The sequence below is a fragment of the Nocardia sp. NPDC004123 genome (genome assembly GCF_053603795.1).
This window is the reverse complement of the sequence record NZ_JBSGGG010000022.1, coordinates 94,426-119,196: the sequence shown is the minus strand read 5'-3', so window position 1 is coordinate 119,196 and position 24,771 is coordinate 94,426. Positions and strand designations below refer to the sequence as shown.

The window sequence follows — 24,771 nt, the reverse complement described above, 5'->3', positions numbered from 1 at the left end:
TTCATCGAATTCGACGACATCGCGCGAGCCTTCACTGGCCTGGACGCGCGCCCGTGTGAGACTGATCGACGGAAAAACAGCCCTCCCCATCATCAGGAGGATGATCGATGACCAAATCCGGTGCGCTACCGAATCTTCCCGAGCCCCTGGTTGTCACACTGGGGAATCTCAAAGGCGGCGTGGGTAAAACGACCTCCGCCTTCTTCCTCGCCTCGTATTTCGCCACGGTGCACGAACTTCGGGTACTCGTGATCGACGCCGACCCGCTCAGCCAGACCGGTTACTCCTGGTATCGGCGGCTACAACGGGCCGAGGTCGGCATTCCCTTCGAATTGCTCGCCTTCCCGTCCCGGCACGTGAACGACTGCATCACCGACAATTCCGCGAATTACGACGTGATCATCGTCGACGCCGGCGGCGAATCGGCCGACATCTTCAAGGCCGCCGTCACGGTGAGCGATGAGCTCGTTCTCGTCACCAGCGTCAGCCCGTCGGAGGTCAAACGCGTGCCCAGTACCTATCGCGCCGCGGAAGAGGCGGCCGCCGAACACGAAAAGGCCATTCGGGTGCGGGTGCTCATGACCAAGGTGCCGGTCACCATGAAGAACGGCGTCAATGTCTCCACCGAATACCGCACGCAGCGCGCCAATCTGGAGGACGCCGAATACGACGTATTCGAATCCTATGTGAGCGCCTGGAAGTGGTACCGCGAAGCCGCCGACGGCGAAGTCGGCGACGGCGCCGAGAATCCGATCGAGGATCTCGGCGAATACCGTGCCGTCGGTGACGAATTGATACAGCCCTATCTGGAGGCCGCGCAGTCCACCCGCATGCCGGCGGAGGTGTCGGCCTGATGCCGCCCCAGCGCCGCAAGAGTTCCATCGGCGGGGGCCTGGGCCGTAACCCGCTCTCCGACGAGGCCGAGCACACTCCCCCGGTCTCGCCGCTGCGCGACGCCAAATGGCCGCGGACCCCGAAGCTGTCCCAGGCCGCGACCACGGTACTCATGGCCCCGGCCAAACCCGCACAGCCGGAGGCGGACTCGGCGATATCGGCACCGGAACCAGCGCAGTCGACACCGGCTCCGGAGCCGGCCGCACCCGCCCCGCCACAGCCCGAACCGGTGGCGACCGCACCCGAACCGGTTGCCGCCCCGGCCGCTTCGGCACCGTCCGGACCCGCGCCGGTCCGGGCGGCCGCCCCGCCGGAGGTCGAGTCCGCGCCGAGCGTGCTCGATCTGCCGCTGCCCAGTGCGGGTGGCGAGGGACCGCTCAGCCGGACCGAATCCGATCAGCTCGAGCTCTGCGAGTCCTCCATCGACGCGCTGCGGGTGGCCTTCTGGACCGCCGGGCGCGCCCTGCAGATCGTGCGCGACGGGCGGCTCTACCGCGCTGATCACGCGACCTTCGACGAGTACGTCGAGAAGCGGTGGGACATGCAGCGGTCCTACGCGCACAAGCTGATCCGGGCCTGGCCGCTGGCCTCCCGCCTGCACCCGCTCGCGCCCGCCATCAACGAGGGACAGATCCGCGAGCTGCTGCCGGTGGCCGCGGCCCACGGCGAGGACGCGGCGGTCACCGTCTACACCACGCTGGCCGCCGACGTGAGGGTCACCGCGGGCAAACTGCGCGAAGCGGTCGCGGTGCTGCCCGACGACTACGACGAGAGCACGGTGGTGCAGCGGCTGCGGGCGTGGCTGCGCGGCGACCTCATCGAGGAGCAGACGCAGACACCCGATCTGTTCAGCTCGGTGGAGTCGCGCCTCACCGCGCTCACCCAGAAGGTGGTCAAGGGCTCCACCGACCATCCGGTCGCGGCCCGCGAATTCGCGGCCAAACTGCGGACGCTGGCCGAACTCATCGAGCGCCAGATTCCGCTTGCCGGGCGAATGCCCGACACCGAATAGCCTTACTCCGCAGCGTCACAGCGCTACTCCGCAGCATCGAAAGGGCCCGGCCGAGTGCCGGGCCTTTTCGATGTCCGCGCTCGCCGCCGCGAATTCGATAGGAATGGGGTCTTTCTGAAATAGCAAAAACCTATCAACGCGGACTTTGGCCACACGGCACGACTTTGCCCACACAGCGAAAAGGCCCCCCGATCGCTCGGGGAGCCCTCGCACTGTGTCCGGTAGGTTATTCGCCCACCGCGTGGCGTTCGCGGGCGCCGGCGGCGCGCTGGCGGGTGGCACGGGCGGCCGCAGCGTCGAACAGCTCCAGGTGCTCGAACAGCGGGTCCTCGTCATCGGATTCGACCAGGACCGCCCGGCGCAGCTGGGTACGGGTCTGCTCGCGATCCGGGCGCGGGCGTTCGCGGCGGCGCGACTCCTCCTCGTCGTCCTCGGCGCGCTTGCGGGCCAGGCGGGCGGCGCGGCGGCGGCGGATGTCCTCCTCGATGCGGACCTGTCTGCGTAGGTAACCCAGGTACGCCACCAGGACCGCGCCGGACAGGGCGCACAGCCACCACAGCACCGGCGAGACGGCGAGACCGGCGGCAGCCACGACCAGGGTGGACAGCACCAGGCCGAGCACGGCGCGCTGACGGAAGGTGTACCGGGCCGCCCGGGCGGCGGCGTCGGCCTCGGGATCGAAACCGCCGCGGCCGCGGCGGGACGGCACGAAATCCGCGTCCTCGTCCTCGTCCTCGGATTCGGGCTCCGGTTCCGGTGCCGGATCGGGCTCGCGCAGCGCGGGGGTGCGGGCGCGCTGGGGCGCTTCCTGCCGTTCTGCGCGCTCGGCCTCGCGGTCGGCGTCGTCTGCCACCGCCCCATCGTTCTCGGATTCGCCCTCGGCCGTGGCGGTTTCGGGGAGCGTCTCGGACTCGGCCGGCTCGGACTCGGATTCGGCCGCGATCTCCGCCGCCTCGACACCGTCGGCCGAATCCCCCTCGGGCCCGGGCACTTCGGTGGGCGGCGTCTGCGCTTCGGCGATGGGCGCAGCCTCGGTGTCGACTTCCTTCTCGTCCGATGCAGCTGCGTCGTCCGATCTGGTCATCCGATCCTCCGGATCCTCGCTCGGGTGCTGAAGCTTTCTGCGAACCGGCACGTAGTCCGGGTCGGTGTCATGTCCGGTCGCCGGACCTTTCCTGGTGCGCTGTGCGGCACCACCGCGATGCAGGATCCGCGTGGAGAGCGCGGCGTCGGTGTGCTGCCGGATACGGGGATGACGGTTGGCCAGCATCGGAAACAGGACGAAGACCCAGAGCACCACCAAACCGATCCACAAGATCGAATTCGGCATTGCCGTCACACCTCCGTCCCGCCCAGCTCATAGTCCCTTCGACGTGCACCGCAGCGCCAACCGGTGGGTACACAGACGCACCACCGGCGTCCGTAGGTTAATTCCACACCGGGGTAATTCCCCACAGGCGCGCCGACCACACAGGTAACACTAGTAACAGCCAACCCCTCGGTCGTTCTCCGGGTCGGGCCCCGGAAACCCGATTCGGCGGGGCAATTCTGGTGAGCCGCAGGCAGAGGCGGTAATCGGGCCGCCGAAATACACAGCGAGTTATCAGGCTCTGGTGGCGCGTCCGGCGCGAATCAGCCTGTCCACCACCGTTCCTGAGACCTCTTCGACCGTCATGCCGACCAGCAGGTGATCGCGCCAGGCCCCGTCGACATCCAGGTAGCGCTCCAGCAGGCCCTCCTCGCGGAAGCCGACATTGCGCAGAACCGCCTGGCTCGCAAGGTTTTCCGGCCGCACCGTGGCCTCCACCCGATGCAGGCCCACCTCACCGAAGCAGTGGTCCAGCCCCAGCGCCAGCGCCGCGGTGGCCACGCCCTGCCCGCTCAGCTCGCTCGACACCCAGTAGCCGATCCACGCCGAACGCAATGCGCCGCGCACGATATTGCCCACCGTGAGCTGCCCGCTGAACACGCCGTCGACCTCGATGACCAACGGGATCATGGCGCCGCGCCGGGCCTCGGCCTTCAGCGCCGACCACAGCGCGGGCCAGTTGCTCGAGTGGTTGCGCGCCTCCCACGGGCCGCGGCCGGTCGGCTCCCACTTCTCCAGATAGTCCCTGTCCCGGATACGAATCCGGCTCCAGGCGGAGGCATCACGCAAACGGATCGGACGCAGGGTGACGATGCCCGCCGCGACCCGCACCGGCCCCAGATGCGCCGGCCAGCCCGGATGCTGGGCGGTCCGGAAGACATTCACGCTGTGCCCATTCGACATGCTCGGGGGCCCTCCGTGGTTACGCTCGCAAGCGCAGGGTGGTGGAGCGACGCCTGCGGGCCATGACCGATCATGTCGGGCCTCACCCTCGCTGCGCAAGGAACGCGACCTGCACCTCGTCACCGGTGCGCACCTCGGTGACCTCGGGATCGATCACGATCAGGCTGTTGGCCTCCGCCATGGTCGCCAGCAGATGCGAGGACGCGCCGTTCGGGCCGCCCAGCGGCTGCACCAGGTAGTCGCCGGTCTGCTCGTCGCGCATGAGCTGTGCGCGCAGATACCCGCGCCGGCCCGGAATCGAGGCGATCGGCAGGATGGTGCGCGCCCGCACCATGCGCCGCATGGGATGGCGGCGGCCCAGCGCGATCCGGATCAACGGACGCACCATGACCTCGAAAACCACCAGCGCGCCAACCGGATTCGACGGCAGCAGGAAGGTCGGCACCTCGTCGCGGCCCAGCAGGCCGAAACCCTGCACCGAGCCCGGATGCATGCCCACCCGGGTGATCTCCAGCTCGCCCAGGCCCTCGAGGGCCTCGCGCACCTGCTCCGACGCCCAGCCGCCGACCGCGCCCGCGATCACGACCACCTCGGAGCGAACCAGCTGGCCCTCCACCACATCTCGCAGCCGCTTGGGATCGGCGCTGACGATGCCGACCCGGTTCACGTCCGCACCCGCGTCGCGCGCGGCGGCGGCCAGCGCGTAGGAGTTCACGTCATAGACCTGGCCCGGTCCGGGGGTACGGTCGATGTCGACCAGCTCGCCGCCGACCGACAGCACCGACAGCCGCGGCCGCGGATGCACCAGCACCTTGTCCTTGCCCACCGCGGCCAGCAGACCCACCTGGGCCGGGCCGATGATGGTGCCCGCACGCACGGCCAGATCGCCGGGCTGCACATCGTCGCCGATGCGGCGCACGTAGTCACCGGAGCGCACCGACTCGAAGACCTTCACCCGGGCCCGGCCGCCGTCGGTGTTCTCCAGCGGCAGCACGGCATCGGCGAGGGTGGGCAGCGGCGCGCCGGTGTCCACGCGCACGGTCTGGCGCGGCTGCAGCCGGATCGGCTGCCGCGAGCCGGCGGCCACCTCACCCACCACCGGCAGGCTCAGGTGCACCGAATTACCGTCCTCGTCACGGATATTCGCGCCCGCGCCGGCCACATCCACACTGCGCACGGCGTATCCGTCGATGGCGGCCTGATCGAAGCCCGGCAGTGGACGTTCGGTCACCACGTCCTCGGCACACAGCAGTCCCTGGGCCTCGCTGATCGCGACCCGGACCGGCCGCGGGGCCACGGCCGCAGCGGTCACCTTGATCTGCTGATCCTCAACCGAGCGCATGCCGCCCTTCCGTTGTCTCGCCCGCCGCCGTCGACGTGTCGCCCGCCGGGCCGCCCACGCGACCCCGGCGCCTGTCCTTCACTTCTGCCCGTTGCGGCTATTCGTACGAGGTCAGCTGGGGATTCCAGCCGGACCCGAGCCGCTGCTCGAGCCACTCCCGCAGGGCGGGACCGTATTCCTCGCGTTCCAGAGCGAAATCGACCGCTGCTCGAAGATAACCGCCCGGGTTCCCCAGATCGTGTCGCGACCCACGATGCACCACGACGTGTACCGGGTGACCCTCGGCGATCAGCAGCGCGATGGCGTCGGTCAGTTGCAGCTCACCGCCCGCGCCGGGGGCGATGCGGCGCAGCGCGTCGAAGATGGCGCGGTCCAACAGGTATCGCCCGGCCGCGGTGAAGGTGGACGGGGCGTCGGCGATGGCGGGCTTCTCCACCATGCCGTTGACCTTGAGCACGTCCTGCGGGCCGCCGGGCAGCTCCTCGACGTCGAAAACGCCGTAGGCACTGACCTCTTCCTTCGGTACGTCGATGGCGCACAGCACCGAGCCGCCGTAGGTGCTGCGCACCTTGGCCATCAGCTCGAGTACGCCGCCGGGCAGCACCAGGTCGTCGGGCAGCAGCACCGCGATGGCGGACTCGTCGGCGTCGAGCACCGATTCCGCCTGTGCCACCGCGTGACCCAGGCCCAGCGGCTCCTCCTGCACCACCGAGGTCACGTCCAGCAGCGCGGGCGCCTTGCGCACCTTCTCCAGCAGATGGAACTTGCCGCGCTCGGCCAGGGTGCTCTCCAGCACCAGGTCCTCGACGAAATGTGCGACCACACCGTCTTTTCCGGGCGAGGTCACGATCACCAGCCGATTGGCGCCGGACTCCGCGGCCTCGGCGGCGACCAATTCGATGCCCGGGGTGTCGACCACCGGCAGCAACTCCTTGGGCACCGTCTTGGTCGCGGGCAGGAACCTTGTGCCGAGCCCCGCCGCGGGAACCACCGCGGTACGGAAGCACGACTCGGCTGCGCCGCCGTTCGACGACTCGGCTCCGCCGCCATTAGCTGTCATGAATTCACCCTATCCATCCGTCACACGCCCGAGACCGGCTCAGGGCCGCCTCGATATCCCCGAGAGCCTAAGGGGCGGGAGCGTCGGGAGCGCACCGAACGCCGGACCGGAGCGGAACTGGCAGACCGACCTGTTCATTTCATTTCAAGTTCGCCGCACTGTGACCTCTCACGTACCCAACGGTTGTTAGCTGACACCTATGACCGATCGTGAGGATTCCCACAGCCCCGATTCCACCTCGGACAACCCCGCCGCGAACTCGCCCGACGCCGCGCGCGGGCTGAGCCGCCGCCGGCTGTTCGGCGCGTCCGCGGTGGCCGGGCTGGCCGGGCTCGCGGTCGGCGCCGGCGGAGCGGTCGCGCTGCGCGGCGGCGCATCGAACTCCGAGGCGTGGCCGCGCTCGGCCGAACTGGTGACCACCCCCGACCGCGCGGCCGCGCCCCGGGTCGCGGGCCTGCACCTGCAATTCGGATCCGACACCACCCGCGAAGTGGTGGTCAGCTGGCACACCACCGGATCGGTCACCAAGCCCACCGTGCGCTACGGCACCACCGACGCCGGCTTCGGCAAGAGCGTGCAGGCCGAGACCCGGACCTATCGGGATGCCAAGTCCGGCATCGAGATTCAGGCCCACCACGCCCGGATCACCGGCCTGTCCCCCGACACCGACTACGTGTACGCCGCCGGGCACGACGGCGCGCCGCCCGAACTCGGCACCATCCGCACCGCGCCCGCGGGCCGGGCCAAGTTCCGGTTCACCAGCTTCGGCGACCAGGGCACGCCCACCGTCGGCAAGATCGTCGACGGCAAGGCCCTCAACGACAACCTCGGCTCCCAGTACGCCGGCGACGTCACCTCGGCGGTGGAATCGCTGGCCCCGCTGTTCAACCTGGTCAACGGCGACCTCTGCTACGCCAATATCGCCACCGACCGCATCCGCACCTGGAACGACTGGTGGGCCAACAACTCTCGCTCCGCCCGCTACCGGCCCTGGATGCCCGCGCCCGGCAACCACGAGAACGAGCTCGGCAACGGGCCCATCGGATACCAGGCGTTCCAGACCTACTTCACCGTCCCGGACTCGGGTGGCGAGGACCACGCCAAGGGCCTGTGGTACTCGTTCACCGTCGGCGGCGTGCGGGTGATCGCGGTCGCCAATGACGACATCTGCCTGCAGGACGGCGGCAACTCCTATGTCAGGGGCTACTCGGGCGGCGCCCAGAAGCGTTGGCTGGAGGGCGAACTGGCCCGGGCGCGGGCCGACCGGGGCATCGACTGGGTGGTGGTGTTCATGCACCAGGTCGCCATTTCCTCGGCCGACAAGTTCAACGGCGCGGACCTGGGCATCCGGCAGGACTGGCTGCCCTTGTTCGACAAGTACCAGGTCGATCTCGTGCTGTGCGGGCACGAACACCATTACGAGCGTTCGCATCCGGTGCGCGGGGTGACCGGGTCCGAGACGCTGACCCCCAGGCCCGCGGACACGCGTAAGGACGTCGTCGACACCAGTAAGGGCACCGTGCACCTGGTGATCGGCGGCGGCGGCACCTCCGCGCCGTCGAATCAGCTGTTCTTCCCCGGCGACAAGTGCCGGGTCATCACCGCGGTCGGCGAGGTGGATCCGGCCACCGGCAAGAAGGCGCCGGTGTACGTCCTCGAGGACGCGCCCTGGTCGGCCTTCAAGGACGCCGAACACCCTTACGGTTTCTGCGCTTTCGACGTGGACCCGGGTCAGCCGGGCGGCAACACCACCATCACCGGCACCTACTACGCCCTCACCGGGCCGACCAGCGACCTGAAGGCCGTCGACACCTTCACCCTCACCCGGCCGCGCTCGGACCGCTGACCCGCCCGTCCTAGGGTGGAGGCGTGACCGACGAGCGGGACAAGCGCGCCTGGCGCGAGGAGATCCTCGCGCGGCGCAAGGCGCTGCCCGTCGCCGACCGGGAGCGCGAGGCGGCGGCACTGGCCGCCGCGGCCGGGGCGCTCGCCGACGCGGAGTGGGTGTGCGCCTACGTGCCCGTCGGCGGTGAGCCCGGCTCGCTCGCCATGCTCGACGCGCTGCGGGCCGCCGGGGCGCGGGTGCTGCTGCCGGTCACCGGCGAACCCGGTCCGCTGGAATGGGCCGAGTACACCGGTCCGGCGGGGCTGCGGCGCGGGCGCTTCGGACTCCGGGAACCGGAAGGCGCGCCGGTCACGAATGGGATCGCGAAGGCCGCGGCGATTCTGGTTCCGGCATTGGCGGTGGATCGCCGCGGGGTTCGATTGGGGCGCGGGGCCGGTTATTACGATCGAAGTCTGAGCGCCTGCCGCGCCGACGCGCGATTGATCGCGGTGGTGCGCGACGACGAACTCGTGGAGCGTTTGCCGGAAGAGCCGCACGACCACCGAATGGGGTGGGCACTGACCCCGCTCGGGGGCCTGCGACGGCTCGAAGATCGGGTCGGGAATTGACACCCGATTGGCAGCGTTGGCACTGCCAGCTGTAGAGTGCTAATTCGACGAAGAGCGTGGAGGTTTCCCGATGCCTACTTACTCGTATGCATGCACCGAGTGCGACAACAAGTTCGACATCGTGCAGTCCTTCTCCGATGACGCGCTGACCACCTGCGACCAGTGCAACGGCAAGCTCCGCAAGCTGTTCAACTCGGTCGGCATCGTCTTCAAGGGCAGCGGGTTCTACCGCACCGACAGCCGCAACGGATCGACCTCCTCCGAGCCGGCCAAGTCCTCGTCCACCTCCTCGGAGAGCTCCAGCTCCACGGCGTCGAGCTCCTCGACCTCGGCCGCGTCGACCAGCGGCTCCAGCACCTCCGCCGCCTGATCCGAGTTTCTCCACAGGCTTTTCGTTATCCACAGCCCGGGTTCCGCCCGGGCCTGTCGGTACCGGGGCGGCCGTACGCTGCCCCGCATGACGCGACCGTATCGAGCCATCCTGCAGGAATTCCGTAGCCGCCTGATCTGGGCGGACGCGGTGCTACTGCGCCGGGCCGGGGCGGTCGCGCTGCTCGTTCTGGCGGGGTTTCTGGCCGTGCGCGCCGACCCCGCGGCCGGACACACCCAGGTCCTGGTCGCCACCCGGGATCTGCCACCCGGACAGGTACTGGGCGACGGCGATGTGCGGGTCGCGGCACGGGAGACGGCGACCCTGCCCGCCGGCACCGTGCGGGAGGCCGCCCGGCTGCGCGGAGCCACCCTGGCGGGCGCGCTGGCGGCGGGTGAGATCGTCACCGAGGTCCGGGTGGTGGGGCCGCGGCTGGCGGCGGTGGCAGCGCAGTCCGCCGATGCGCGCATCGTCCCGATTCGTTTGGCGGACAATGCCGTTGCCGAAATCCTGCGGGCCGGGGACCGGGTGGACGTGGTGGCCGGCGAGGACTCGGGCGGGGGCGGCCGGCCCGCGCGGCTGCTCGCGGCCGACGCGGCCGTGGTGCTGGTGTCGGGGACGGAGAACTCACGCGGGCGCACCGACCGGATCGTGCTGCTGGCATTGGATTCCCGGCGGGCCGCCGCGGTGGCCGCGGCCTCGCTGCGGACGGCACTCACCGTCGTGTTCCACTGAACCGGCCCGCGGGTGAACTAGCATCCCGTATACCCCCATTACTCTGCGTTCGATCCCTCAGGTAGAGGAGCTTCCGCAATGCTCAAGGGTTTCAAGGATTTCCTGATGCGCGGCAATGTCATCGACCTGGCGGTGGCCGTGGTCATGGGTACCGCCTTCGTCGCCATCGTCACCGCGTTCAGCGACGGCATCATCACCCCGCTGCTCGCCGCATTCGGCGGCACCAGCCAGCTCGGCCTGGGCTTCCAGCTGGTGGCCGACAAACCGGCGACCTATGTGGCCGTCGGCCCGATCATCACCGCGGCCATCAACTTCGTGATCATCGCGACGCTGCTCTACTTCGCCCTGGTGCTGCCGTACAGCAGGGCCAAGAAGCTGTGGGGCACCGCGGAGGACCCGGTCACCGACACCGAACTGCTGACCGAGATCCGGGACCTGCTGGCCACGCGCAGCGCCGGCGGCAAACACGAGATGTGAACGGGGACATAGCAATATCGGATCGGGATACAGCAAACGGGCCCGGCGCGAAAAGCGCCGGGCCCGTTGCCATTACCAGCTAGCGGGTTTTACCCCAGGCTGAAGGGCTGGCCCCACAGGGTGACCCAGCTGATGACGTTGTCGGTCTCGACCTCGACGCTCACGAAGGAGCGCGCCTGGGCGTAACCGGCACAGCCGTTCAGGCCGATGGTCTCATCCGACCAGGTCACCGAACCGTCGGTGCCCTTGAAGGCGTTGCGGGTCTTGTGGGCTTCCTTGCCGTAGTCGTCCGGCATTTCCAGGTCGAGGATGTAGAACGACTTGGCCTGGCCCGGACCCAGGGTCAGGTTGGCGCCGGTGTTGGCGCCGGCCTGCGGGGTGACATTGCCGGAGTTGTCCCAGCTGGCACCGCCGGTCGCGCCACCGTTGACGTTGCCGCCATCGATGGTGACCTGGCAGCCCACCACGTAACCCGGGTAGATCTTGCCGCCGGTGGCGGTGGTGTCACCGTCGATGTGGACCTGCGCCGACGCCGAGACCCAGGCGTTGCGGTGCACCGGGGTGGCACCCAGCGACGGGCTGATGTTGGCGGACTCGCCGACCAGCTTCACCGTGACAACGGTGCCGTCGGACAGAGTCTGGGTGATTTCGCCGCCCGGCAGCGGCACGAAGGTGTCGGCGTTCGCCGCACCGGTGGAGAGCAGGCCAAGGGCGGCGGTGGCAACGGCACCTACACCGGCCGCCCGCGCCACGGTCTTACGGATACTCATTTCTGTTGTCCCTCGTGGGTCGAATTCGCTTATGCGAGAAAGGATTTGGCGGGTCGAGACCACGGTCAGCCGATGCTGAACGGCTGTCCGTAGAGCGTGGTCTTCGAGTAGTCGTTGCCGATGATTTCGACGGTGGTGTACGCACGCGCCTGGGCGTACCCCGCGCAACCCTGAATCTGCATCTCCGCGTCCCGGTACTCGACCGAGTAGGTGCCGGACTTGGTGATGTCCTTGGAGTCGATCTGAACGAAGGCGACCTGGCCGGGGCCGAGGTTGACGCCGATGGAACCACCGACGCCCGCGCTGTTCAGGCTGACATTGCCGGAGATACCGGCGGAGATGGCGTCCTCACCGATGCTGATCTGGCAACCGACGATGTAGCCGGTGCTGATGATCGACGAACCATGGGTGGACGAATTGTTCGAACCCGGGCTGTTGGTCGGGCCGTTCCACGGACCGACGGTGCCATCCGGAGTGTCGACGACGGCGCTCGCGGCGCCGCTGACCCATACGACACGACCCGCGCCATTGGCGGCGAGCGACGGCGACACGATCGCGTGCTCACCGGTGCGGGTGATGGTGACGGTGCCCGCCGGGTTCACCTTCTGGCCGTCCGGCAACGGCACGAAGGTGTCGGCGTTAGCGGCACCAGTGGAAAAAAGGCCGAAGGCCACGGCCGCAGCCGCGCCGATGCCCGCAATGCGGGCAGCGGTACGCGCACCGTGGGTGCGGTTCTCGCTCATACTTCCCCTCATCAGGTTTCAAGCAGTTCAACCTCGACCACCGAGGTTGAAATGGGACCCTTCCGAATCCCCGGTTGAGTTTGTCGCCACATTGTTGCCACCGTGTTACTGGTCACAAATTCTTTTGGCGTAGCGACGCAGGGCACTTTACATCACAGGAGTGGGCTCTGAGACGTGAGCGAACAGAGTCGACCACTCGCCAACACAAACCCGCAGGTATGTCGAGAAAGTCGCGGATAGCAAAAGGGGCCCGGCGCTAATCGCACCGGGCCCCTTCGGAATCCGCTGAGCGGAAACTGATCAGCCGAGACTGAAGGGCTGACCCCACAGCGTGTAGGCGGTGATGACGTTGTCGGTCTCGACCTGGACCGCGACGAACGAGCGCGCCTGGGCGTAGCCGCCGCAGCCGCTCAGGTTGATGGTCTCGTCGGACCACGTCACCGAGCCGGAGTTGCCCTGGAACTTGTTGCGCAGATTGTGCGACTCCTGGCCGTAGTCGTCCGGCGCTTCCTCATCGAGCAGGTAGAACGCCTTCGACTGACCGGGGCCCAGGGTCAGGTTGCCACCGACGTTGGCGCCGGCGGACGGGCTGGAACCGTCGTAGTTGGCGCCCACGCTGGGGCCGCCACTGGCGCCGCCACCGGCGATGTTGACCTGACAGCCGACCACGTAACCGGGCACGATCTTGCCGCCGACAGAGCTGTTGGTGCCGGACAGCTGCACCTGCGCGCTGCCCGACACCCAGGCATTGCGGTGCAGCGGGGTGGCGCCCATGGACGGGTTGATGTTGGCGGACTCGCCGGTCATGGTGATGGTCACGACGGTGCCGTCGTCCATGGTCTCGGTGATGGAGCCGCCCGGCAGCGGCACGAAGGTGTCGGCATTGGCAGCGCCGGTCGAGAACAGGCCCAGGGCGGCGGTGGCGACAACGCCGACGCCGGCGGCCCGCGCCAAGGTCTTGCGAACGTTCATGATGAAATCCCTCTGGGGTCGAATTCGCTTACGCGAGAAATGAATCGAGTGGTCGACCACACGTCAGCCGAGGCTGAACGGCTGCCCGTAGAGGGTGGTCTTCGAGTAGTCGTTGCCGATGATCTCGACCACGGTGTAGGCGCGCGCCTGGGCGTAGCCCGCGCAGCCCTGCGCGTCGACCGGCACATCCTGGTAGTCGATCGAGTAGGTACCCGGCTTCAGGATGTCCTTGGAATTGATCTGAACGAAGGTGACCTGACCGGGGCCGAGGTTCAGGCCGATGGAGCCGCCCGCATTGGCGCCGGTGAGGCTCACGCCGCCGGAGACGCCGGCGGAGACGGCGGTGTCGGAGATGTTCACCTGGCAGCCGATGAGGTAGCCGGTGTTGATCTGCGACGCACCGTGGGTGGACGAGTTGTTGGAGCCCGAGCCGTTCTTGGGTCCGTTGTTCGGGCCGACGGTGCCGTCCGGGGTGGCGGTGACGTCGGCGACGGCCTTGCCCGAGAGCCAGGCGGTGCGACCCGCGCCGTTCGCCGACAGCGACGGCGAGATCACGGCGTGCTCGCCGACCCGGGAGATGGTGACGCCGGGTCCGACCTTCTGACCGTCCGGCAACGGCACGAAGGTGTCGGCGTTGGCGGCGCCGGTCGACAGGAGGCCGAAAGCCACGGAGGCCGCCGCGGCAACGCCCGCGACACGGGCGGCGCGACGCAAACCGGCGTTCCGGTTCTCGCTCATAGTTCCCTCATCAGTTTTCTTGCGGACAACCCCGACCACCGGGGCTGAAGAGGCCACTACGACACGAGATTCCGACAAAAGCAACGCTCGAGCACGCAACTCAAACTCGTTCGAGCCGCAGCTTTGGTGACCAGCGAGAGATATTAGCCACAGCAGCTACCAGATGGCAACAACCAAATAACGGACGTATCAAGTCAGATAACAAGAGGCATGGCAATTATCTGGCGAATGGCACCGTCAGACCGTGAACAGGCATGCGAGATCTACGGCGTATAGCCGGATATGAATACGTCGCGAGCGCGACTCGACCGCGATACGGCAGCAGGATCAGCCGTGATGTGGCGGAACTTGGGAGCGCAGCCAATCGTCGGAGGATCGGCCGGATTCGGGCTCGGGAGTGCGCTCGTCCGTGGTAGTGGACGGCAGCTCGTCACCGAAGATGCGCGCCAGCCGGGCGCGCTCGGCGGGTGTCAAACGACGAGACCCCGCCCGGCGCTCGGCCGGACGGGGTGGTTCCGAGGTCTCGGATGACCCGGAGGTCTCGGATGACTCGGAAGGCTGCTCGGCGTCGATCATTCCGACAGACCGGACAGTTCATCGATGACCCGGCTGGCCAGCGGGCCCAAGGTGGCCATGCCGTCGCGGATCGCGGCGCGCGAACCCGGCAGGTTCACCACCAGCGTGCTGCCGGAAACCCCGGCCAGACCGCGGGACAGCCCCGCGTCCAGCGAACCCGAGGCCAGCCCGGACGAACGCAGCGCCTCGCTGATGCCGGGCAGCACCCGGTCCAGCACCTCCTCGGTGGCCTCCGGGGTCACGTCACGCGGCGACATGCCGGTGCCGCCGACCGAGATGACCAGGTCGACACCACCGATCACCGCGGTATTGAGCGCATTGCGGATCTCCACCTCATCGGCCTGCACCGACACCGAGGCGTCCACCAGGAACCCGGCCTCGGTGAGTAGCTCGGTGACCAGCGGACCCAGCGAGTCCACCCCGCCATGGGCGGTTCGATCGTCGACGACCACGACAAGAGCACGGCCCGCGACAGCGGTATCGATTTCCATGGTGCTCACCGTAGCGCCCTTGTCCGACAACAGCTCCCAGCCCCCGTCACCGGTGACGCGAATCGCCGGGGTCGGTTCTCTACCGCTCTCGTGAATCATCATCGGCCGCCCTCCGCAGCTGCCTCGCCGAGGGTCACCTCGACGGTCTTGGGGTTCTTGCCCTGGTCGTCGGTGTAGGTCACCTTGACCTTGTCGCCGGGCCGGTGCGAGCGCACCCCGGCGATCAGCGAATTACCCGAATCCACAATCTGATCATCGATTTTCGTGATGATCGCGTTCTTCGGAATGCCGGCCTTGGCGGCCGGGCCGTCGGGCGACACGTCCATGACGCGCGCGCCGTTGACGTCGTCCTGCGCCCGCACGGTCACCCCGATCTGGGCGTAGGTGGCCTTGCCGTTCTTGATCAGCTCGTCGGCCACCCGGCGCGCGGTGTCCACCGGAATGGCGAAGCCGAGGCCGATGGAGCCGCTCTGCGCGCCCGCCGACTCGGCGGTGCCCATGGTCGCGATGGCGGTATTGATGCCGATCAGCTTGCCGGTCATATCGACCAGCGCGCCGCCGGAGTTGCCCGGGTTGATGGCCGCGTCGGTCTGGATGGCGTCGATGACGGTGCCCTGCGAGCCCGGCTCACCGCTGGTGGAGACCGGGCGGTTGAGCGAGGACACGATGCCGCTGGTCACGGTACCCGCCAGGCCCAGCGGCGAACCGATCGCCACCACGCCCTGGCCGACCTCCAGGTTCGCCGACTGGCCCAGGTCGATCGGCTGGAGACCGGTCTTGCCGGTGACCCGGATGACCGCGATGTCCGACACCGGATCCGCGCCCACCACGGTGGCCGGGGCGGTCGTGCCGTCGCTGAAGGCCACATCCATCTTGGCGTTCTGGCCCGCGCCGCTGACCACGTGGTTGTTGGTGAGGATCAGGCCGTCCGAGGACAGGATCACGCCCGACCCCTCACCCTCGGCCCGCGCGCCGGCGACCCGGATCATGACCACGCTGGGCAGCACCTTCTGCGCCACCGCCTGCACCGAACCTTCCGGCGCGGGCGCGGTCTTGCCATTGCCGACCGGCTGATCGAGCGCGTTGGTCACCGTGGAGCGGGTGTCGTTGTGGTGGGTGGCCAGCGCGCCGACCGCGCCGCCGATGCCGCCGCTGAGCAGCGCCAGCACCACCGCACCCGCGACCAGACCGGTGCGCCCGGATCGCTTGGGCGCGGGCGCGCCCGCGTAGGGCATCCCCAGCGCGCCCGGCATACCCGGCATGCCCGGGCCGCCCGGTGCACCCGGAATCACCTGTGTCGGATGTTGTCCGGTGGCGTACCCGGCCCCCGACGCCACGTACGCCTGTCCGTAGAGGCCGGCCGGAATCTCCTCGGTCGGATGCTTCCCGGCGCCGTACTGCGCCGAATAGGGCTGTGCCCCACCGAAAGCCGCGCCGTAGGCCGGGGTGCCCTGCGGCGCACCGTAACCCGCGCCGGGCAGGATCTGGGTCGCCGGGTCCGCGCCGTAGGCGGGGCCGGGGCCCGGCCCCTGGGCGGCGCCGGGGGAAAAGGACTGCGCCGCACCGAATCCGGCGGGAGCCGCGGGTGCGGGGGTGGCCGATCCGGGGGCTGCGACCGGTCCGGCGGGGGCGGGATGGCCCGGCTGCGCCGGTGGCGTCATTCCGCCGGGGGCGGGTGCGACCGGCTGCGGGGCCGCGGAGGCGGCGAAGCCGTCGAAGGGCTGGGATCCGGCCTCGGGGGTGGCGGAGCCTGCGGGGTCGCGCTTGGGCAGGCCGGAGGCGGTGGTATCCGGGGCGTCGCCTTCGGGCTCGGGGCCCTGCCCGCCAGCGGGGGATACTGTCGAATCCTCGGTCATTTCTCGTTTTCTCCTCGAGTCTCGTCGCCAAGCCTGGCGGTAACGACTGAGAGTGGACTGAGACCGTGCTTGCTTTTCGCCGAGCTTTCCGGCGCTCAGTCCGGCGCCGAGTCGGGCAGCGGCGGTGCGCCTTCTCCAGGCAGCACGATACGGATCAAAGCGCCGCCGCGGTCGGAAGTATCGATGTTGATGGTGCCACCGTGTTTGGTCACCACCTGCTTGACGATGGCCAGCCCGAGTCCGGAGCCGGGCATGGAGCGCGAGGCGGTGGTCCGGTAGAAGCGTTCGAACACCAGTTCCCGCTCGGCCGGCGGAATGCCGGGCCCGGCGTCGTCGACGGCGAACTCCAGCAGCCCGCGTCCGCTCTCGCGCATGGCGACGAAGACCTTGGCGCCCTCGGGGCTCCATTTGGCCGCATTGTCGAGCACATTGAGCAGTGCGCGTTCCAGTCCCGGTTCGTCGCCGTAGATGAACCAGGGGCGCAGCTCGGCGTCGAATTCGATTCCGGTGCGCCGCCGCCGGACTCGTTCCAGCGCCCGCTCGGCCACGTCGCCGAGGTCGATCTGCTCGTAGACGGTCTCGGGCGCGTCCTCGCGGGCCAGGTCGACCAGATCGCCGACCAGCGTGGACAACTCCTCGATCTGGGCCATCACGTCGGAGCGCAGTTCGGCCATGTCCTCGTCGGGGATGCGGGGCGCGCCCGGCCGGGAGGAGGCGATGAGCAGTTCCATATTGGTGCGCAAAGAGGTCAGTGGCGTCTTCAGCTCATGACCGGCGTCGGCGACCAATCGGCGCTGCCGTTCCCGGGATTCGCCCAGGGCCCGCAGCATGGTGTTGAAACTGTCGGTGAGCCGGGCGAGTTCGTCGTCGCCGGTGACCGGGATGGGGGTGAGGTCGTCGGTGCGGGCGATGCGCTCGGTGGCCGCGGTGAGCCGGGCGATGGGCCGCAAGCCGGTGCGGCCCACGGTGGTTCCGGCCGCCGCGGCCACGATGACCCCGCAGCCGCCGACCACGAACAGCAGCCAGGCCAGCCGGTCCAGCACCTCCTTGGTGGGTTGCAGCCGCTGCGAGACGACCAGGGTGGATCCGGAGTGGGTGCGCCGCGCCAGCACTCGCTGATCCTCGACGGTGCGCAGCGAGAAGCTGATCTCGCCGCGGGCCACCGCGCGCTCCTGATTGCCGATCGGCGGAAGCGTGGTCTGCGGGGGCACGTATTGCGACTGATCCGGGAAGACCAGGGCGACGCCGACATCGCTGGAGTACAGCCCGGCGAACACCAGCGACTGGAAACCGAGGCTGTCGAGGTTGTTGTCGATCATCACCGAAGCCCGCGCCCGCAGTTGCGAATCCACGTCCGCGTACAGCGAGCGCGCCACCATGGCGTAGGCGGCGATGGAGGTGAAGGCGACCGCGACGGCCACCACGGAGGCGGCCAGGAGCGTGACCCGCCAGCGCAGCGAGACCGACCGGGTCAGCGGCATGGGCGGCCGCAGTTCGGCCGACTCCGGACGCGACCCGAGTCCGGCGACCACCGGCCGCCGGGGAACGGTTCTTCCCACGAGCACGGCTCCTACGGCGGGGTCTCGCGCAGCACGTAGCCGACGCCGCGCACGGTATGGATGAGACGCGGTTCACCGTCGGCCTCGGTCTTGCGGCGCAGATAGCCGATGTACACCTCGAGCGCATTGCCGGAGGTGGGGAAGTCGTAGCCCCACACCTCCTCCAGAATGCGACTGCGGGTGAGCACACGGCGGGGGTTGGCCATCAGCATTTCCAGCAGCGAGAACTCGGTGCGGGTCAGGCTGATCTGGCGTTCTCCACGGGTGACCTCGCGGGTGACCGGATCCAGCGACAGGTCGGCGAAGGCCATGGCCTCCGAGAAGGCGTCGGCCGGATCGCCGGCGGTGCGGCGCAGCAGCGCGCGCAGCCGGGCCAGCAGTTCCTCCAGGGCGAAGGGCTTGGGTAGGTAGTCGTCGGCGCCGGCGTCCAGTCCGGCGACGCGTTCGGAAACCGAATCCCGTGCCGTGAGTACCAGAATCGGCAGATCGTCGCCGGTGCTGCGGAGCCGGCGGCACACCTCGAGCCCGTCGAGCCGGGGCATCATGACGTCCAGGACGAGGGCGTCGGGTCGCTGACTGGCGGTCTTCTCCAAGGCGTCCAGACCGTCGACCGCGAGGTCGACGGTGTACCCGTTGAAGGTCAGCGAGCGACGCAGCGATTCCCGGACCGCGCGGTCGTCGTCGACTACCAGAATGCGCATGGCAACCAGTCTGCCCACAGCGACTGAGAGGTGACTGAGAAGGTCCCCTTCGACACGCCGGACGAGTGAGGCAGATGACCTGCGCGTTTCACGGCGGGCCGACGCCAAGTGGTTGCGGTGTCACCCAAATTCGCGCGAAACCCGTTGCGGGAAGGCCGCATTCGGGAACTAAACCTCAAAGTCCTACGAATTGCCGTTGGACAGCTCACGCGGTATGTTGCAGGCCGTAAAAGAAGACCCTTAGTTGGTTCCGCGCGGGTTCGACCCCAAAGCCGTACAACCGCATACGTACCCGAGGGTCAATCGTGAAGCGGAGGCGACGGAAGCGGGATGGAAGCAGCACCCCGGTCGTGGCAATTCAGCCTGTCCAACTGGCCCGTTACCCGCAAGGTCGGGATCGTGCTGGTGCTCCCGGTGCTCCTCGCCGCGACCTTCGCGGTGCTGCGCATCAACAGCGAATTGCAGACCATTTCGAAATTGAGCGCGGCGAGCGAGCAGATGGACGTGCTCCGCCCCACGATCAAATTCCTCGTCACCAGCAACGAACTCGCGGTCGCCGCGATCACCGGCGGCAATCAGGACGTCGACCCCGACCTCGACGCCGCCACGGCCAAGTTCGATCAGGCCGAGGCCGAACTCGAAACAGTCCTCAAGTCCTCCAACGCCGATCCGGGTGTCACCAAGGAACTCGGCGCCTCCATCGCCGTCGCCAAGACCATGCGCAACAGCCTGCGCACCAGCTCCCCGCAGACCATCGGAGATCAGGTCGACGAGGTGCAGACCCGGGCGCAGAACGCGCTCGCGGGCGCGCCCACCGTCGGCGACCTCCGGGTGCAGCAGTCCTTCCTGCAGTTCGGTGCCGCCGAGACCGCCTCCCGCCTGCTCACCCAGGAGCGGATCATGCTCGCCGCGCCCGGGGCGGGTTCCAATCCGGCGCTGCGGACCAAGCTGCTCACCGCCATCGGCGCCGAGATCACCATGATCGAGGTGTATCGCGGCATGGCGCCGGACGCGGCGCAGAACGCGAACACGCTGAAGGACAATGCCGGCGCGCGTGTCGGCATCCTGATGCAGAACGTGCCCGATCCGGGCAGCCTGCCGGCCATGCAGGACTCGTTGCGCGGCAGTGCCGACGCCTACGAGAAGGAAGTGTCCACGGTCGCGAACTCGATGGACTCCAAGCTGGCCGCGCTCACCACCGAGGCGCGCAACAACGTGCTGCGCGACACCTCCATCGTGATCGGCATGCTGCTGGCCGGTCTCGCGCTGGCGCTGGTGGTGGCCCGCTCGCTGGTCGTCCCGGTCCGCCGCCTGCGGCGAGACGCCTTGCAGGTGGCCCACATCGACCTGCCGCAGGAACTCGAGGTGGTGCGCGCCGGCGGCGCGACCCCGGAGATCTCGCCGGTCGACGTGCACACCACCGAGGAGATCGGGCAGCTGGCCCGAGCCGTCGACGACATCCATTCCCAGGCCCTGCACCTGGCCGCCGAACAGGCGCGACTGCGCCTGCAGATCGGCAACATGTTCGAAACCCTCTCGCGCCGCAGCCAATCCCTCGTGGAGCAGCAGCTGTCGCTGATCGAGGAGCTCGAACGCGACGAGGACGACTCCGAGCGCCTGCAATCGCTGTTCCGCCTCGACCACCTCGCCACCCGCATGCGCCGCAACGGCGACAACCTGCTGGTGCTGGCCGGAACCGCGCTGCGCCGTGGCCATCTCGCGCCGGTGCCGCTGTCGGACATGCTGTGGTCCTCGGTCTCCCAGGTGGAGGACTACCAGCGCGTGGAGATCGGCACCGTGCCCGACGGCATCGTCGCCGGTGAGCCCGCCGTCGACATCGAGCACCTGCTGGCCGAGCTGATCGACAACGCGCTGCGCTACTCCCCGCCCACCACCCCGGTGGCGGTATCGGTGGCGCGGGCCGTGGACGGCGGCTATCTGATCGAGATCACCGACCGCGGCCTCGGCATGAACGCCGAGGACCTGCAGGGCATCAACGACCGCCTGGCCTCCGGTGGCGAGGTCAATGTCGAGACCGCCCGCCGCATGGGTCTTTTCGTCGTCGGCCGCCTGGCCAAGCGGCACAACATCACCGTCAGCCTGCGCCGCACCTCCGCCATGGTGCAGCAGCCGGGCATCACCGGCAGCGTGCACCTGCCGGGCAGCCTGGTCTCGCCCGCGCCGGAGCGCGTCGGCGACCCCACCGGTCAGTACCCCGTCGCCTCCCCGTTGCCGGTGCCCCCGGCGGCCCTGGTCTCCGGCCCGATCGCGATGCCGTCCGGGCCGATTCCGGTACCGTCCGCCCCGATTCCGGCGCCCTCGGGCCCGATCACGGGCCCGCAGCCCGTGCAAGCCCCGCCGCGGCTGACCCCGGTGCCGAACCTGCCCGAGCCCACCGCGGCCACCACCACCGCGCGTTTCACCAGTTCCGGCCTGCCGCAGCGCAAGCCGGGTCCCGACACCGGTGAGCACCCGATCGTTCCCACGTTCACCGAGGCGCCGCAGCCGGCGCAGGTGCAGGACCGGTTCTCCGACGGCTTCACCGACGCCTTCACCGAACCCGAGGACGCGCGCGCCTACAGCGTGTCCGCGCTGCGGCCGGAACCGGCTGCGCCGCAGCAGAGTCCCGCGCCGATGCACTACTGGGGCGAGGCGCGCACGCCCGAGCCGGAGCCGGCTCCCGAGTCCGTCTGGGTGCCCGAGACCGTCGCGCCCGCCCCCGAGCCGCAGATCACGGAGCCGGCGCGGGGCTGGAATCCGAACGGGCCCGACACCGGCAGCTACTTCGGCAACGGGTACAGCGCCTTCGGCGACAACGATCGGCCCACGATCCCGGCCGCCGACACCAACGGCAGCACGAATGGCAGCGGCAGCACGAACGGCAACGCCGACACCATTGTTCGCGGCGACGAGGCCGCACCCGCCGCCGCGCGCCCGGTGGCTCCCCCGCCCGGCCTGCGGCCGGTCGGCGCGGCCCCGACCCCGATCTATCAGCGCATGGTGTCCGAGTGGCTGGTGGAACCGGCCGACGGGAACCAGGACGGCGCTGCCTGGTCGTCGACTTCGGACAGCGGCTGGGCCGCGGCCGAAGAGGCGGCCAATCCGACCACAACCAGTCGCACCGAGGGCGGCCTGCCGATTCGGCGACCCGGCGCCCAGCTGGTGCCCGGTGCCGTCGTCCAGGAGGACGACGGCAGCGGCCGCAATCCGGACGACATCCGCGACAGCCTCTCCAGGCATCTCAGCGGCGTCCGCTCCGGGCGGGCCGACTCCCAGTACAACGACGGAGGGCATGCATGACCGACACCCAGCGCACCACCACCGATGAGAATCTGAACTGGCTGGTCACCCGCTTCACCCGGGAGGTACCGGGCGTCTCGCACGCCGTCCTGGTCTCCGCGGACGGTCTGCTGCAGGCCACCAGCCCGCACCTGCCGGCCGACCGCGGTGAGCAGCTGGCCGCGGTGACCGCGGGTCTGGCCAGCCTGTCCGCCGGGGCCGCACAGCTTTTCGAGGGCGGCAAGGTGATGCAGTCCATCGTCGAGATGCAGCGCGGCTACCTGCTGGTCATGAGTGTCGGCAATGGCTCGCACCTGGCGGTGCTGGCCAACAAGCAGCACGACATCGGCCGCATCGGCTACGAAATGGCCCTACTGGTCGACCGGGTCGGGTCCGTGGTCTCGGCCACCGCCCGCACTGCCTAGATGAGCTGCGCATGACCAATCCCCTTGGCGGCGGCGGTAATCGGCCACCGACCACACGTGTTCGTCCCTACGCACTGACCTCCGGCCGCACCGAGCCGGCGGTGGAGCTACCGCTCGAGGCGGTCGTCGAAACCCTGTCCTACACCGCCCATTTCGACTGGCCGGCCGGTGACGTGCGCACCGAGATCCTGCGACTCGGTACGGCGCGACTCTCGGTTGCCGAGATCGCGGCCCATCTGGGCCGCCCACTGGGTATGGTGCGGGTCGTGATCGGCGATCTCGTCGTCGCCGGAACCCTGCGTGTGCATTCGACTTTGAGCGATCAGGCGACCTTCGACGAGCGCCGGTCACTAATGGAGAGGACACTGCATGGACTCCGCGCCCTATGACGGCGGAGGCTACCCCGGTGGCCCGCACGGGGCCCCCGGGTACACAACCGGGCAGTTCCCGAACCTGGCGCTGCAGTACCCGCCGCGACCGGGTGAGGAGTCCCGCACGGCGTCGACCAAGATCGTCGTAGCCGGCGGTTTCGGCGCCGGCAAGACGACCTTCGTGGGCGCGGTCTCGGAGATCGTGCCGCTGCGCACCGAGGCCATGGTGACCGGCTACTCCGACGGGGTCGACGACCTCGCCGCCACGCCGGGCAAGGAAACCACCACGGTGGCCATGGATTTCGGCCGCATCATCCTGCCCGGCAACCTGGTGCTGTACCTGTTCGGCACGCCCGGGCAGCGGCGGTTCTGGTTCATGTGGGACGACCTGATCCGCGGCGCCATCGGCGCGGTGGTGCTGGTCGACACCCGCCGCATCGAGGACAGCTTCGCGGCCGTGGACTTCTTCGAGGCCAAGTCGCTGCCGTTCCTGATCGCGGTCAACCGCTTCCCGGACGCGCCGCGCTTCCCGGTCACCGAGCTCCGTGAGGCGCTCAGCGTGCGCGAGGGCGTGCCGATCGTGGACATCGACGCGCGCGACCCGGCCGAGGTGCGCCGGGCACTGGCCGCCGTCACCGAGTACGCGATCGAACGGCTGACGGCCGCACAGCGCGAAACCGCGCAGCACGGTTAGCGGTTCGCGCGTCCAGGGTCGCAGCAGACGAAGACAGAGGTGTCGGGATGATCTACTTCTCCATGGGCTACTGGGTGCTGGCGCTGGCCTTGATCGTGTCGTTCGCGGGCGCGGCGTGCGGTCTGGCCTGCATTCGCCAGTCCACCAAGTCGGTGACCCAGCGGTTCCGGATCGTGTGGCTGTTCGTGGCGGCGGTGTCCATCGGCGGCGTCGGTGTCGCCATGCCGGTCTTCGTGTCGATGCTCGGCTTCGACGTGCGGGGCAGCCAGCTGCGCTACGACAACGTGTCCATCACCCTGTTCTCGGTGCTGTCGGCGGCCACCGTGTTCGCGGCGCTGCTCATCAACGGGCGGCGGCTGGTCTGGTGGCGGCTGCTGGTGGCGGCGGCCGTGATGGCCTTCGGTTTCGGTGACGTCCACCAGCTGCTGCTGGGCGCCATCCGGATTCAGGGCAGTGTCGATCGCAGCCTGGTGTCCTCGGTGGCGGTGTACGTGATCGCCTTCGTGCTCTCGGCGCTGATGCTGTGGTTCAGCCTGTGGGTCGCCTCGGTGCCGATGGTGCTGGCCGGCGCGGTGCTGTACGCGATCCTGGTGATCGGCATGCACTATGCCGGGCTGACCGGGCTCGAGGTGCACGTGGACCCGGCCGCGGCCACTCCGCACGGCAACGTGCTGTTCAACTTCTTCGTGCCGACCTTCATCATCGGCACGCTGTCGCTGGCGATTCCGATCACGGCCATTCTGGTCGCCCCGGACCGGCGTGCGGCGCGGACCCCGATGAGGACCGCGAATCCGCAGGCTGCGCACGGCACTTCGCTGCAGGCGGCCTCGCAGCAGGCCACGGCGCAGCAGAGTCCGCGGCGGCCGGAATCGGTGCGCTGAACGTTGTTTTCGCGGCGCGACCGTTCCTTCTCGGAGCGCGTGACGCGCGAGTGGGTCCCGGGCCGGGTCGGTGCCGATCGACCCGGTTCGACTCGTCTC

Annotated in this window: 25 protein-coding genes; 12 read left to right on the top strand and 13 right to left on the bottom strand. The window is 69.1% G+C overall.

Annotated elements, in window-relative coordinates:
- Nucleotides 1-107 precede the first annotated feature (107 nt).
- Nucleotides 108-854, top strand: coding sequence for a ParA family protein (locus ACWEQQ_RS30025; RefSeq protein WP_452341750.1), 747 nt, complete (start codon nt 108-110; stop codon nt 852-854).
- Complete coding sequence (locus tag ACWEQQ_RS30020; RefSeq protein ID WP_452341749.1) at nt 854-1,906, top strand: hypothetical protein; 1,053 nt, start codon at nt 854-856, stop codon at nt 1,904-1,906. The genes ACWEQQ_RS30025 and ACWEQQ_RS30020 overlap by 1 nt, the downstream gene beginning before the upstream one ends.
- 226 nt (nt 1,907-2,132) lie before the next feature.
- Here the strand turns inward: ACWEQQ_RS30020 and sepX are convergent, their stop codons facing one another.
- The 4 genes from sepX to ACWEQQ_RS30000 all read right to left on the bottom strand — a co-directional run bounded on the left by sepX (nt 2,133) and on the right by ACWEQQ_RS30000 (nt 6,580).
- Nucleotides 2,133-3,236 (bottom strand): divisome protein SepX/GlpR, encoded by a 1,104-nt coding sequence (gene sepX, locus ACWEQQ_RS30015; RefSeq protein ID WP_452341748.1) that lies wholly within the window; start codon nt 3,234-3,236, stop codon nt 2,133-2,135.
- Between the two features lie 273 nt (nt 3,237-3,509).
- A complete protein-coding gene (locus ACWEQQ_RS30010; protein WP_452341747.1) occupies nt 3,510-4,178 on the bottom strand; it encodes a GNAT family N-acetyltransferase in 669 nt (222 codons plus the stop codon).
- 82 nt (nt 4,179-4,260) lie between these two features.
- Nucleotides 4,261-5,520, bottom strand: a complete 1,260-nt coding sequence (glp, locus tag ACWEQQ_RS30005) for a molybdotransferase-like divisome protein Glp (protein ID WP_452341746.1) — start codon at nt 5,518-5,520, stop codon at nt 4,261-4,263.
- 97 nt (nt 5,521-5,617) lie between these two features.
- Nucleotides 5,618-6,580, bottom strand: a complete 963-nt coding sequence (locus ACWEQQ_RS30000) for a UTP--glucose-1-phosphate uridylyltransferase (RefSeq protein ID WP_452341745.1) — start codon at nt 6,578-6,580, stop codon at nt 5,618-5,620.
- A 199-nt stretch (nt 6,581-6,779) separates the two neighbouring features.
- Between ACWEQQ_RS30000 and ACWEQQ_RS29995 the strand changes: the two genes are divergently transcribed.
- The 5 genes from ACWEQQ_RS29995 (at nt 6,780) to mscL (ending at nt 10,616) form a co-directional block, all read left to right on the top strand.
- Nucleotides 6,780-8,426, top strand: a complete 1,647-nt coding sequence (locus tag ACWEQQ_RS29995) for a purple acid phosphatase family protein (protein ID WP_452350601.1) — start codon at nt 6,780-6,782, stop codon at nt 8,424-8,426.
- 23 nt (nt 8,427-8,449) lie between these two features.
- A complete protein-coding gene (locus tag ACWEQQ_RS29990; RefSeq protein WP_452350600.1) occupies nt 8,450-9,034 on the top strand; it encodes a 5-formyltetrahydrofolate cyclo-ligase in 585 nt (194 codons plus the stop codon).
- A 70-nt stretch (nt 9,035-9,104) separates the two neighbouring features.
- Nucleotides 9,105-9,404: an FmdB family zinc ribbon protein gene (locus ACWEQQ_RS29985; protein WP_354836259.1), complete on the top strand. Its 300-nt coding sequence runs from the start codon at nt 9,105-9,107 to the stop codon at nt 9,402-9,404.
- An 87-nt stretch (nt 9,405-9,491) separates the two neighbouring features.
- Nucleotides 9,492-10,139 carry an SAF domain-containing protein gene (locus tag ACWEQQ_RS29980; RefSeq protein ID WP_452350599.1) on the top strand — a complete coding sequence of 216 codons (648 nt, stop codon included), beginning with the start codon at nt 9,492-9,494 and terminating at the stop codon, nt 10,137-10,139.
- A 78-nt stretch (nt 10,140-10,217) separates the two neighbouring features.
- Nucleotides 10,218-10,616: a large conductance mechanosensitive channel protein MscL gene (gene mscL / locus ACWEQQ_RS29975; RefSeq protein ID WP_452341740.1), complete on the top strand. Its 399-nt coding sequence runs from the start codon at nt 10,218-10,220 to the stop codon at nt 10,614-10,616.
- A gap of 89 nt (nt 10,617-10,705) precedes the next feature.
- Here mscL and ACWEQQ_RS29970 read toward each other — a convergent pair whose 3' ends face one another.
- From ACWEQQ_RS29970 to ACWEQQ_RS29930, 9 genes are all read right to left on the bottom strand, one after another.
- The gene (locus ACWEQQ_RS29970) at nt 10,706-11,386 is read right to left on the bottom strand and encodes an MspA family porin (RefSeq protein WP_379442255.1); all 681 of its coding nucleotides are present in this window, start codon (nt 11,384-11,386) and stop codon (nt 10,706-10,708) included.
- 65 nt (nt 11,387-11,451) lie between these two features.
- Entirely contained in the window at nt 11,452-12,129 is a 678-nt protein-coding gene (locus tag ACWEQQ_RS29965; protein ID WP_379442256.1) for an MspA family porin, read from the bottom strand.
- Nucleotides 12,130-12,429: 300 nt separating this feature from the next.
- Complete coding sequence (locus ACWEQQ_RS29960; RefSeq protein WP_452350598.1) at nt 12,430-13,101, bottom strand: MspA family porin; 672 nt, start codon at nt 13,099-13,101, stop codon at nt 12,430-12,432.
- A gap of 63 nt (nt 13,102-13,164) precedes the next feature.
- Nucleotides 13,165-13,839 carry an MspA family porin gene (locus ACWEQQ_RS29955; RefSeq protein ID WP_452350597.1) on the bottom strand — a complete coding sequence of 225 codons (675 nt, stop codon included), beginning with the start codon at nt 13,837-13,839 and terminating at the stop codon, nt 13,165-13,167.
- 327 nt (nt 13,840-14,166) lie between these two features.
- Nucleotides 14,167-14,313 (bottom strand): hypothetical protein, encoded by a 147-nt coding sequence (locus tag ACWEQQ_RS29950; protein ID WP_379397343.1) that lies wholly within the window; start codon nt 14,311-14,313, stop codon nt 14,167-14,169.
- A 98-nt stretch (nt 14,314-14,411) separates the two neighbouring features.
- Nucleotides 14,412-14,906 (bottom strand): MogA/MoaB family molybdenum cofactor biosynthesis protein, encoded by a 495-nt coding sequence (locus ACWEQQ_RS29945; RefSeq protein WP_354836561.1) that lies wholly within the window; start codon nt 14,904-14,906, stop codon nt 14,412-14,414.
- A gap of 98 nt (nt 14,907-15,004) precedes the next feature.
- Nucleotides 15,005-16,762, bottom strand: coding sequence for a trypsin-like peptidase domain-containing protein (locus tag ACWEQQ_RS29940; protein WP_452350596.1), 1,758 nt, complete (start codon nt 16,760-16,762; stop codon nt 15,005-15,007).
- A 95-nt stretch (nt 16,763-16,857) separates the two neighbouring features.
- Complete coding sequence (locus ACWEQQ_RS29935) at nt 16,858-18,243, bottom strand: HAMP domain-containing sensor histidine kinase (RefSeq protein ID WP_364614579.1); 1,386 nt, start codon at nt 18,241-18,243, stop codon at nt 16,858-16,860.
- Nucleotides 18,244-18,332: 89 nt separating this feature from the next.
- Entirely contained in the window at nt 18,333-19,022 is a 690-nt protein-coding gene (locus ACWEQQ_RS29930) for a response regulator transcription factor (RefSeq protein WP_354836271.1), read from the bottom strand.
- 330 nt (nt 19,023-19,352) lie between these two features.
- On the opposite strand from ACWEQQ_RS29930, the gene ACWEQQ_RS29925 reads away from it, so the two are divergent.
- Genes ACWEQQ_RS29925 through ACWEQQ_RS29905 form a run of 5 tightly spaced genes read left to right on the top strand, consistent with a single transcriptional unit; the run spans nt 19,353 to nt 24,672 of the window.
- Nucleotides 19,353-22,322 (top strand): ATP-binding protein, encoded by a 2,970-nt coding sequence (locus ACWEQQ_RS29925; RefSeq protein WP_452350595.1) that lies wholly within the window; start codon nt 19,353-19,355, stop codon nt 22,320-22,322.
- The gene (locus ACWEQQ_RS29920; protein WP_154789962.1) at nt 22,319-22,726 is read left to right on the top strand and encodes a roadblock/LC7 domain-containing protein; all 408 of its coding nucleotides are present in this window, start codon (nt 22,319-22,321) and stop codon (nt 22,724-22,726) included. The genes ACWEQQ_RS29925 and ACWEQQ_RS29920 overlap by 4 nt, the downstream gene beginning before the upstream one ends.
- A gap of 11 nt (nt 22,727-22,737) precedes the next feature.
- Nucleotides 22,738-23,115, top strand: coding sequence for a DUF742 domain-containing protein (locus tag ACWEQQ_RS29915; RefSeq protein WP_040812792.1), 378 nt, complete (start codon nt 22,738-22,740; stop codon nt 23,113-23,115).
- Nucleotides 23,096-23,791 (top strand): GTP-binding protein, encoded by a 696-nt coding sequence (locus ACWEQQ_RS29910; protein WP_354836276.1) that lies wholly within the window; start codon nt 23,096-23,098, stop codon nt 23,789-23,791. Before ACWEQQ_RS29915 ends, ACWEQQ_RS29910 begins: the two co-directional genes overlap by 20 nt.
- 47 nt (nt 23,792-23,838) lie before the next feature.
- Nucleotides 23,839-24,672 (top strand): MHYT domain-containing protein, encoded by an 834-nt coding sequence (locus ACWEQQ_RS29905; protein WP_452350594.1) that lies wholly within the window; start codon nt 23,839-23,841, stop codon nt 24,670-24,672.
- Nucleotides 24,673-24,771: the final 99 nt, after the last annotated feature.

Excerpts from the sequence above, each read along its gene's own strand:
- ACWEQQ_RS29910 (WP_354836276.1), top strand. The coding sequence starts at position 23,096 with ATGGACTCCGCGCCCTATGACGGCGGAGGCTACCCCGGTGGCCCGCAC.
- ACWEQQ_RS30025 (WP_452341750.1), top strand. The coding sequence starts at position 108 with ATGACCAAATCCGGTGCGCTACCGAATCTTCCCGAGCCCCTGGTTGTC.
- ACWEQQ_RS29905 (WP_452350594.1), top strand. The coding sequence starts at position 23,839 with ATGATCTACTTCTCCATGGGCTACTGGGTGCTGGCGCTGGCCTTGATC.
- sepX (WP_452341748.1), bottom strand. The coding sequence starts at position 3,236 with ATGCCGAATTCGATCTTGTGGATCGGTTTGGTGGTGCTCTGGGTCTTC.
- ACWEQQ_RS29940 (WP_452350596.1), bottom strand. The coding sequence starts at position 16,762 with ATGACCGAGGATTCGACAGTATCCCCCGCTGGCGGGCAGGGCCCCGAG.
- ACWEQQ_RS29955 (WP_452350597.1), bottom strand. The coding sequence starts at position 13,839 with ATGAGCGAGAACCGGAACGCCGGTTTGCGTCGCGCCGCCCGTGTCGCG.
- ACWEQQ_RS29915 (WP_040812792.1), top strand. The coding sequence starts at position 22,738 with ATGACCAATCCCCTTGGCGGCGGCGGTAATCGGCCACCGACCACACGT.
- ACWEQQ_RS29960 (WP_452350598.1), bottom strand. The coding sequence starts at position 13,101 with ATGAACGTTCGCAAGACCTTGGCGCGGGCCGCCGGCGTCGGCGTTGTC.
- ACWEQQ_RS29935 (WP_364614579.1), bottom strand. The coding sequence starts at position 18,243 with ATGCCGCTGACCCGGTCGGTCTCGCTGCGCTGGCGGGTCACGCTCCTG.
- ACWEQQ_RS29980 (WP_452350599.1), top strand. The coding sequence starts at position 9,492 with ATGACGCGACCGTATCGAGCCATCCTGCAGGAATTCCGTAGCCGCCTG.
- ACWEQQ_RS30020 (WP_452341749.1), top strand. The coding sequence starts at position 854 with ATGCCGCCCCAGCGCCGCAAGAGTTCCATCGGCGGGGGCCTGGGCCGT.
- ACWEQQ_RS29920 (WP_154789962.1), top strand. The coding sequence starts at position 22,319 with ATGACCGACACCCAGCGCACCACCACCGATGAGAATCTGAACTGGCTG.
- ACWEQQ_RS29995 (WP_452350601.1), top strand. The coding sequence starts at position 6,780 with ATGACCGATCGTGAGGATTCCCACAGCCCCGATTCCACCTCGGACAAC.
- ACWEQQ_RS29925 (WP_452350595.1), top strand. The coding sequence starts at position 19,353 with ATGGAAGCAGCACCCCGGTCGTGGCAATTCAGCCTGTCCAACTGGCCC.
- glp (WP_452341746.1), bottom strand. The coding sequence starts at position 5,520 with ATGCGCTCGGTTGAGGATCAGCAGATCAAGGTGACCGCTGCGGCCGTG.
- ACWEQQ_RS29945 (WP_354836561.1), bottom strand. The coding sequence starts at position 14,906 with ATGGAAATCGATACCGCTGTCGCGGGCCGTGCTCTTGTCGTGGTCGTC.
- mscL (WP_452341740.1), top strand. The coding sequence starts at position 10,218 with ATGCTCAAGGGTTTCAAGGATTTCCTGATGCGCGGCAATGTCATCGAC.
- ACWEQQ_RS30000 (WP_452341745.1), bottom strand. The coding sequence starts at position 6,580 with ATGACAGCTAATGGCGGCGGAGCCGAGTCGTCGAACGGCGGCGCAGCC.
- ACWEQQ_RS30010 (WP_452341747.1), bottom strand. The coding sequence starts at position 4,178 with ATGTCGAATGGGCACAGCGTGAATGTCTTCCGGACCGCCCAGCATCCG.
- ACWEQQ_RS29930 (WP_354836271.1), bottom strand. The coding sequence starts at position 19,022 with ATGCGCATTCTGGTAGTCGACGACGACCGCGCGGTCCGGGAATCGCTG.
- ACWEQQ_RS29985 (WP_354836259.1), top strand. The coding sequence starts at position 9,105 with ATGCCTACTTACTCGTATGCATGCACCGAGTGCGACAACAAGTTCGAC.
- ACWEQQ_RS29965 (WP_379442256.1), bottom strand. The coding sequence starts at position 12,129 with ATGAGCGAGAACCGCACCCACGGTGCGCGTACCGCTGCCCGCATTGCG.
- ACWEQQ_RS29970 (WP_379442255.1), bottom strand. The coding sequence starts at position 11,386 with ATGAGTATCCGTAAGACCGTGGCGCGGGCGGCCGGTGTAGGTGCCGTT.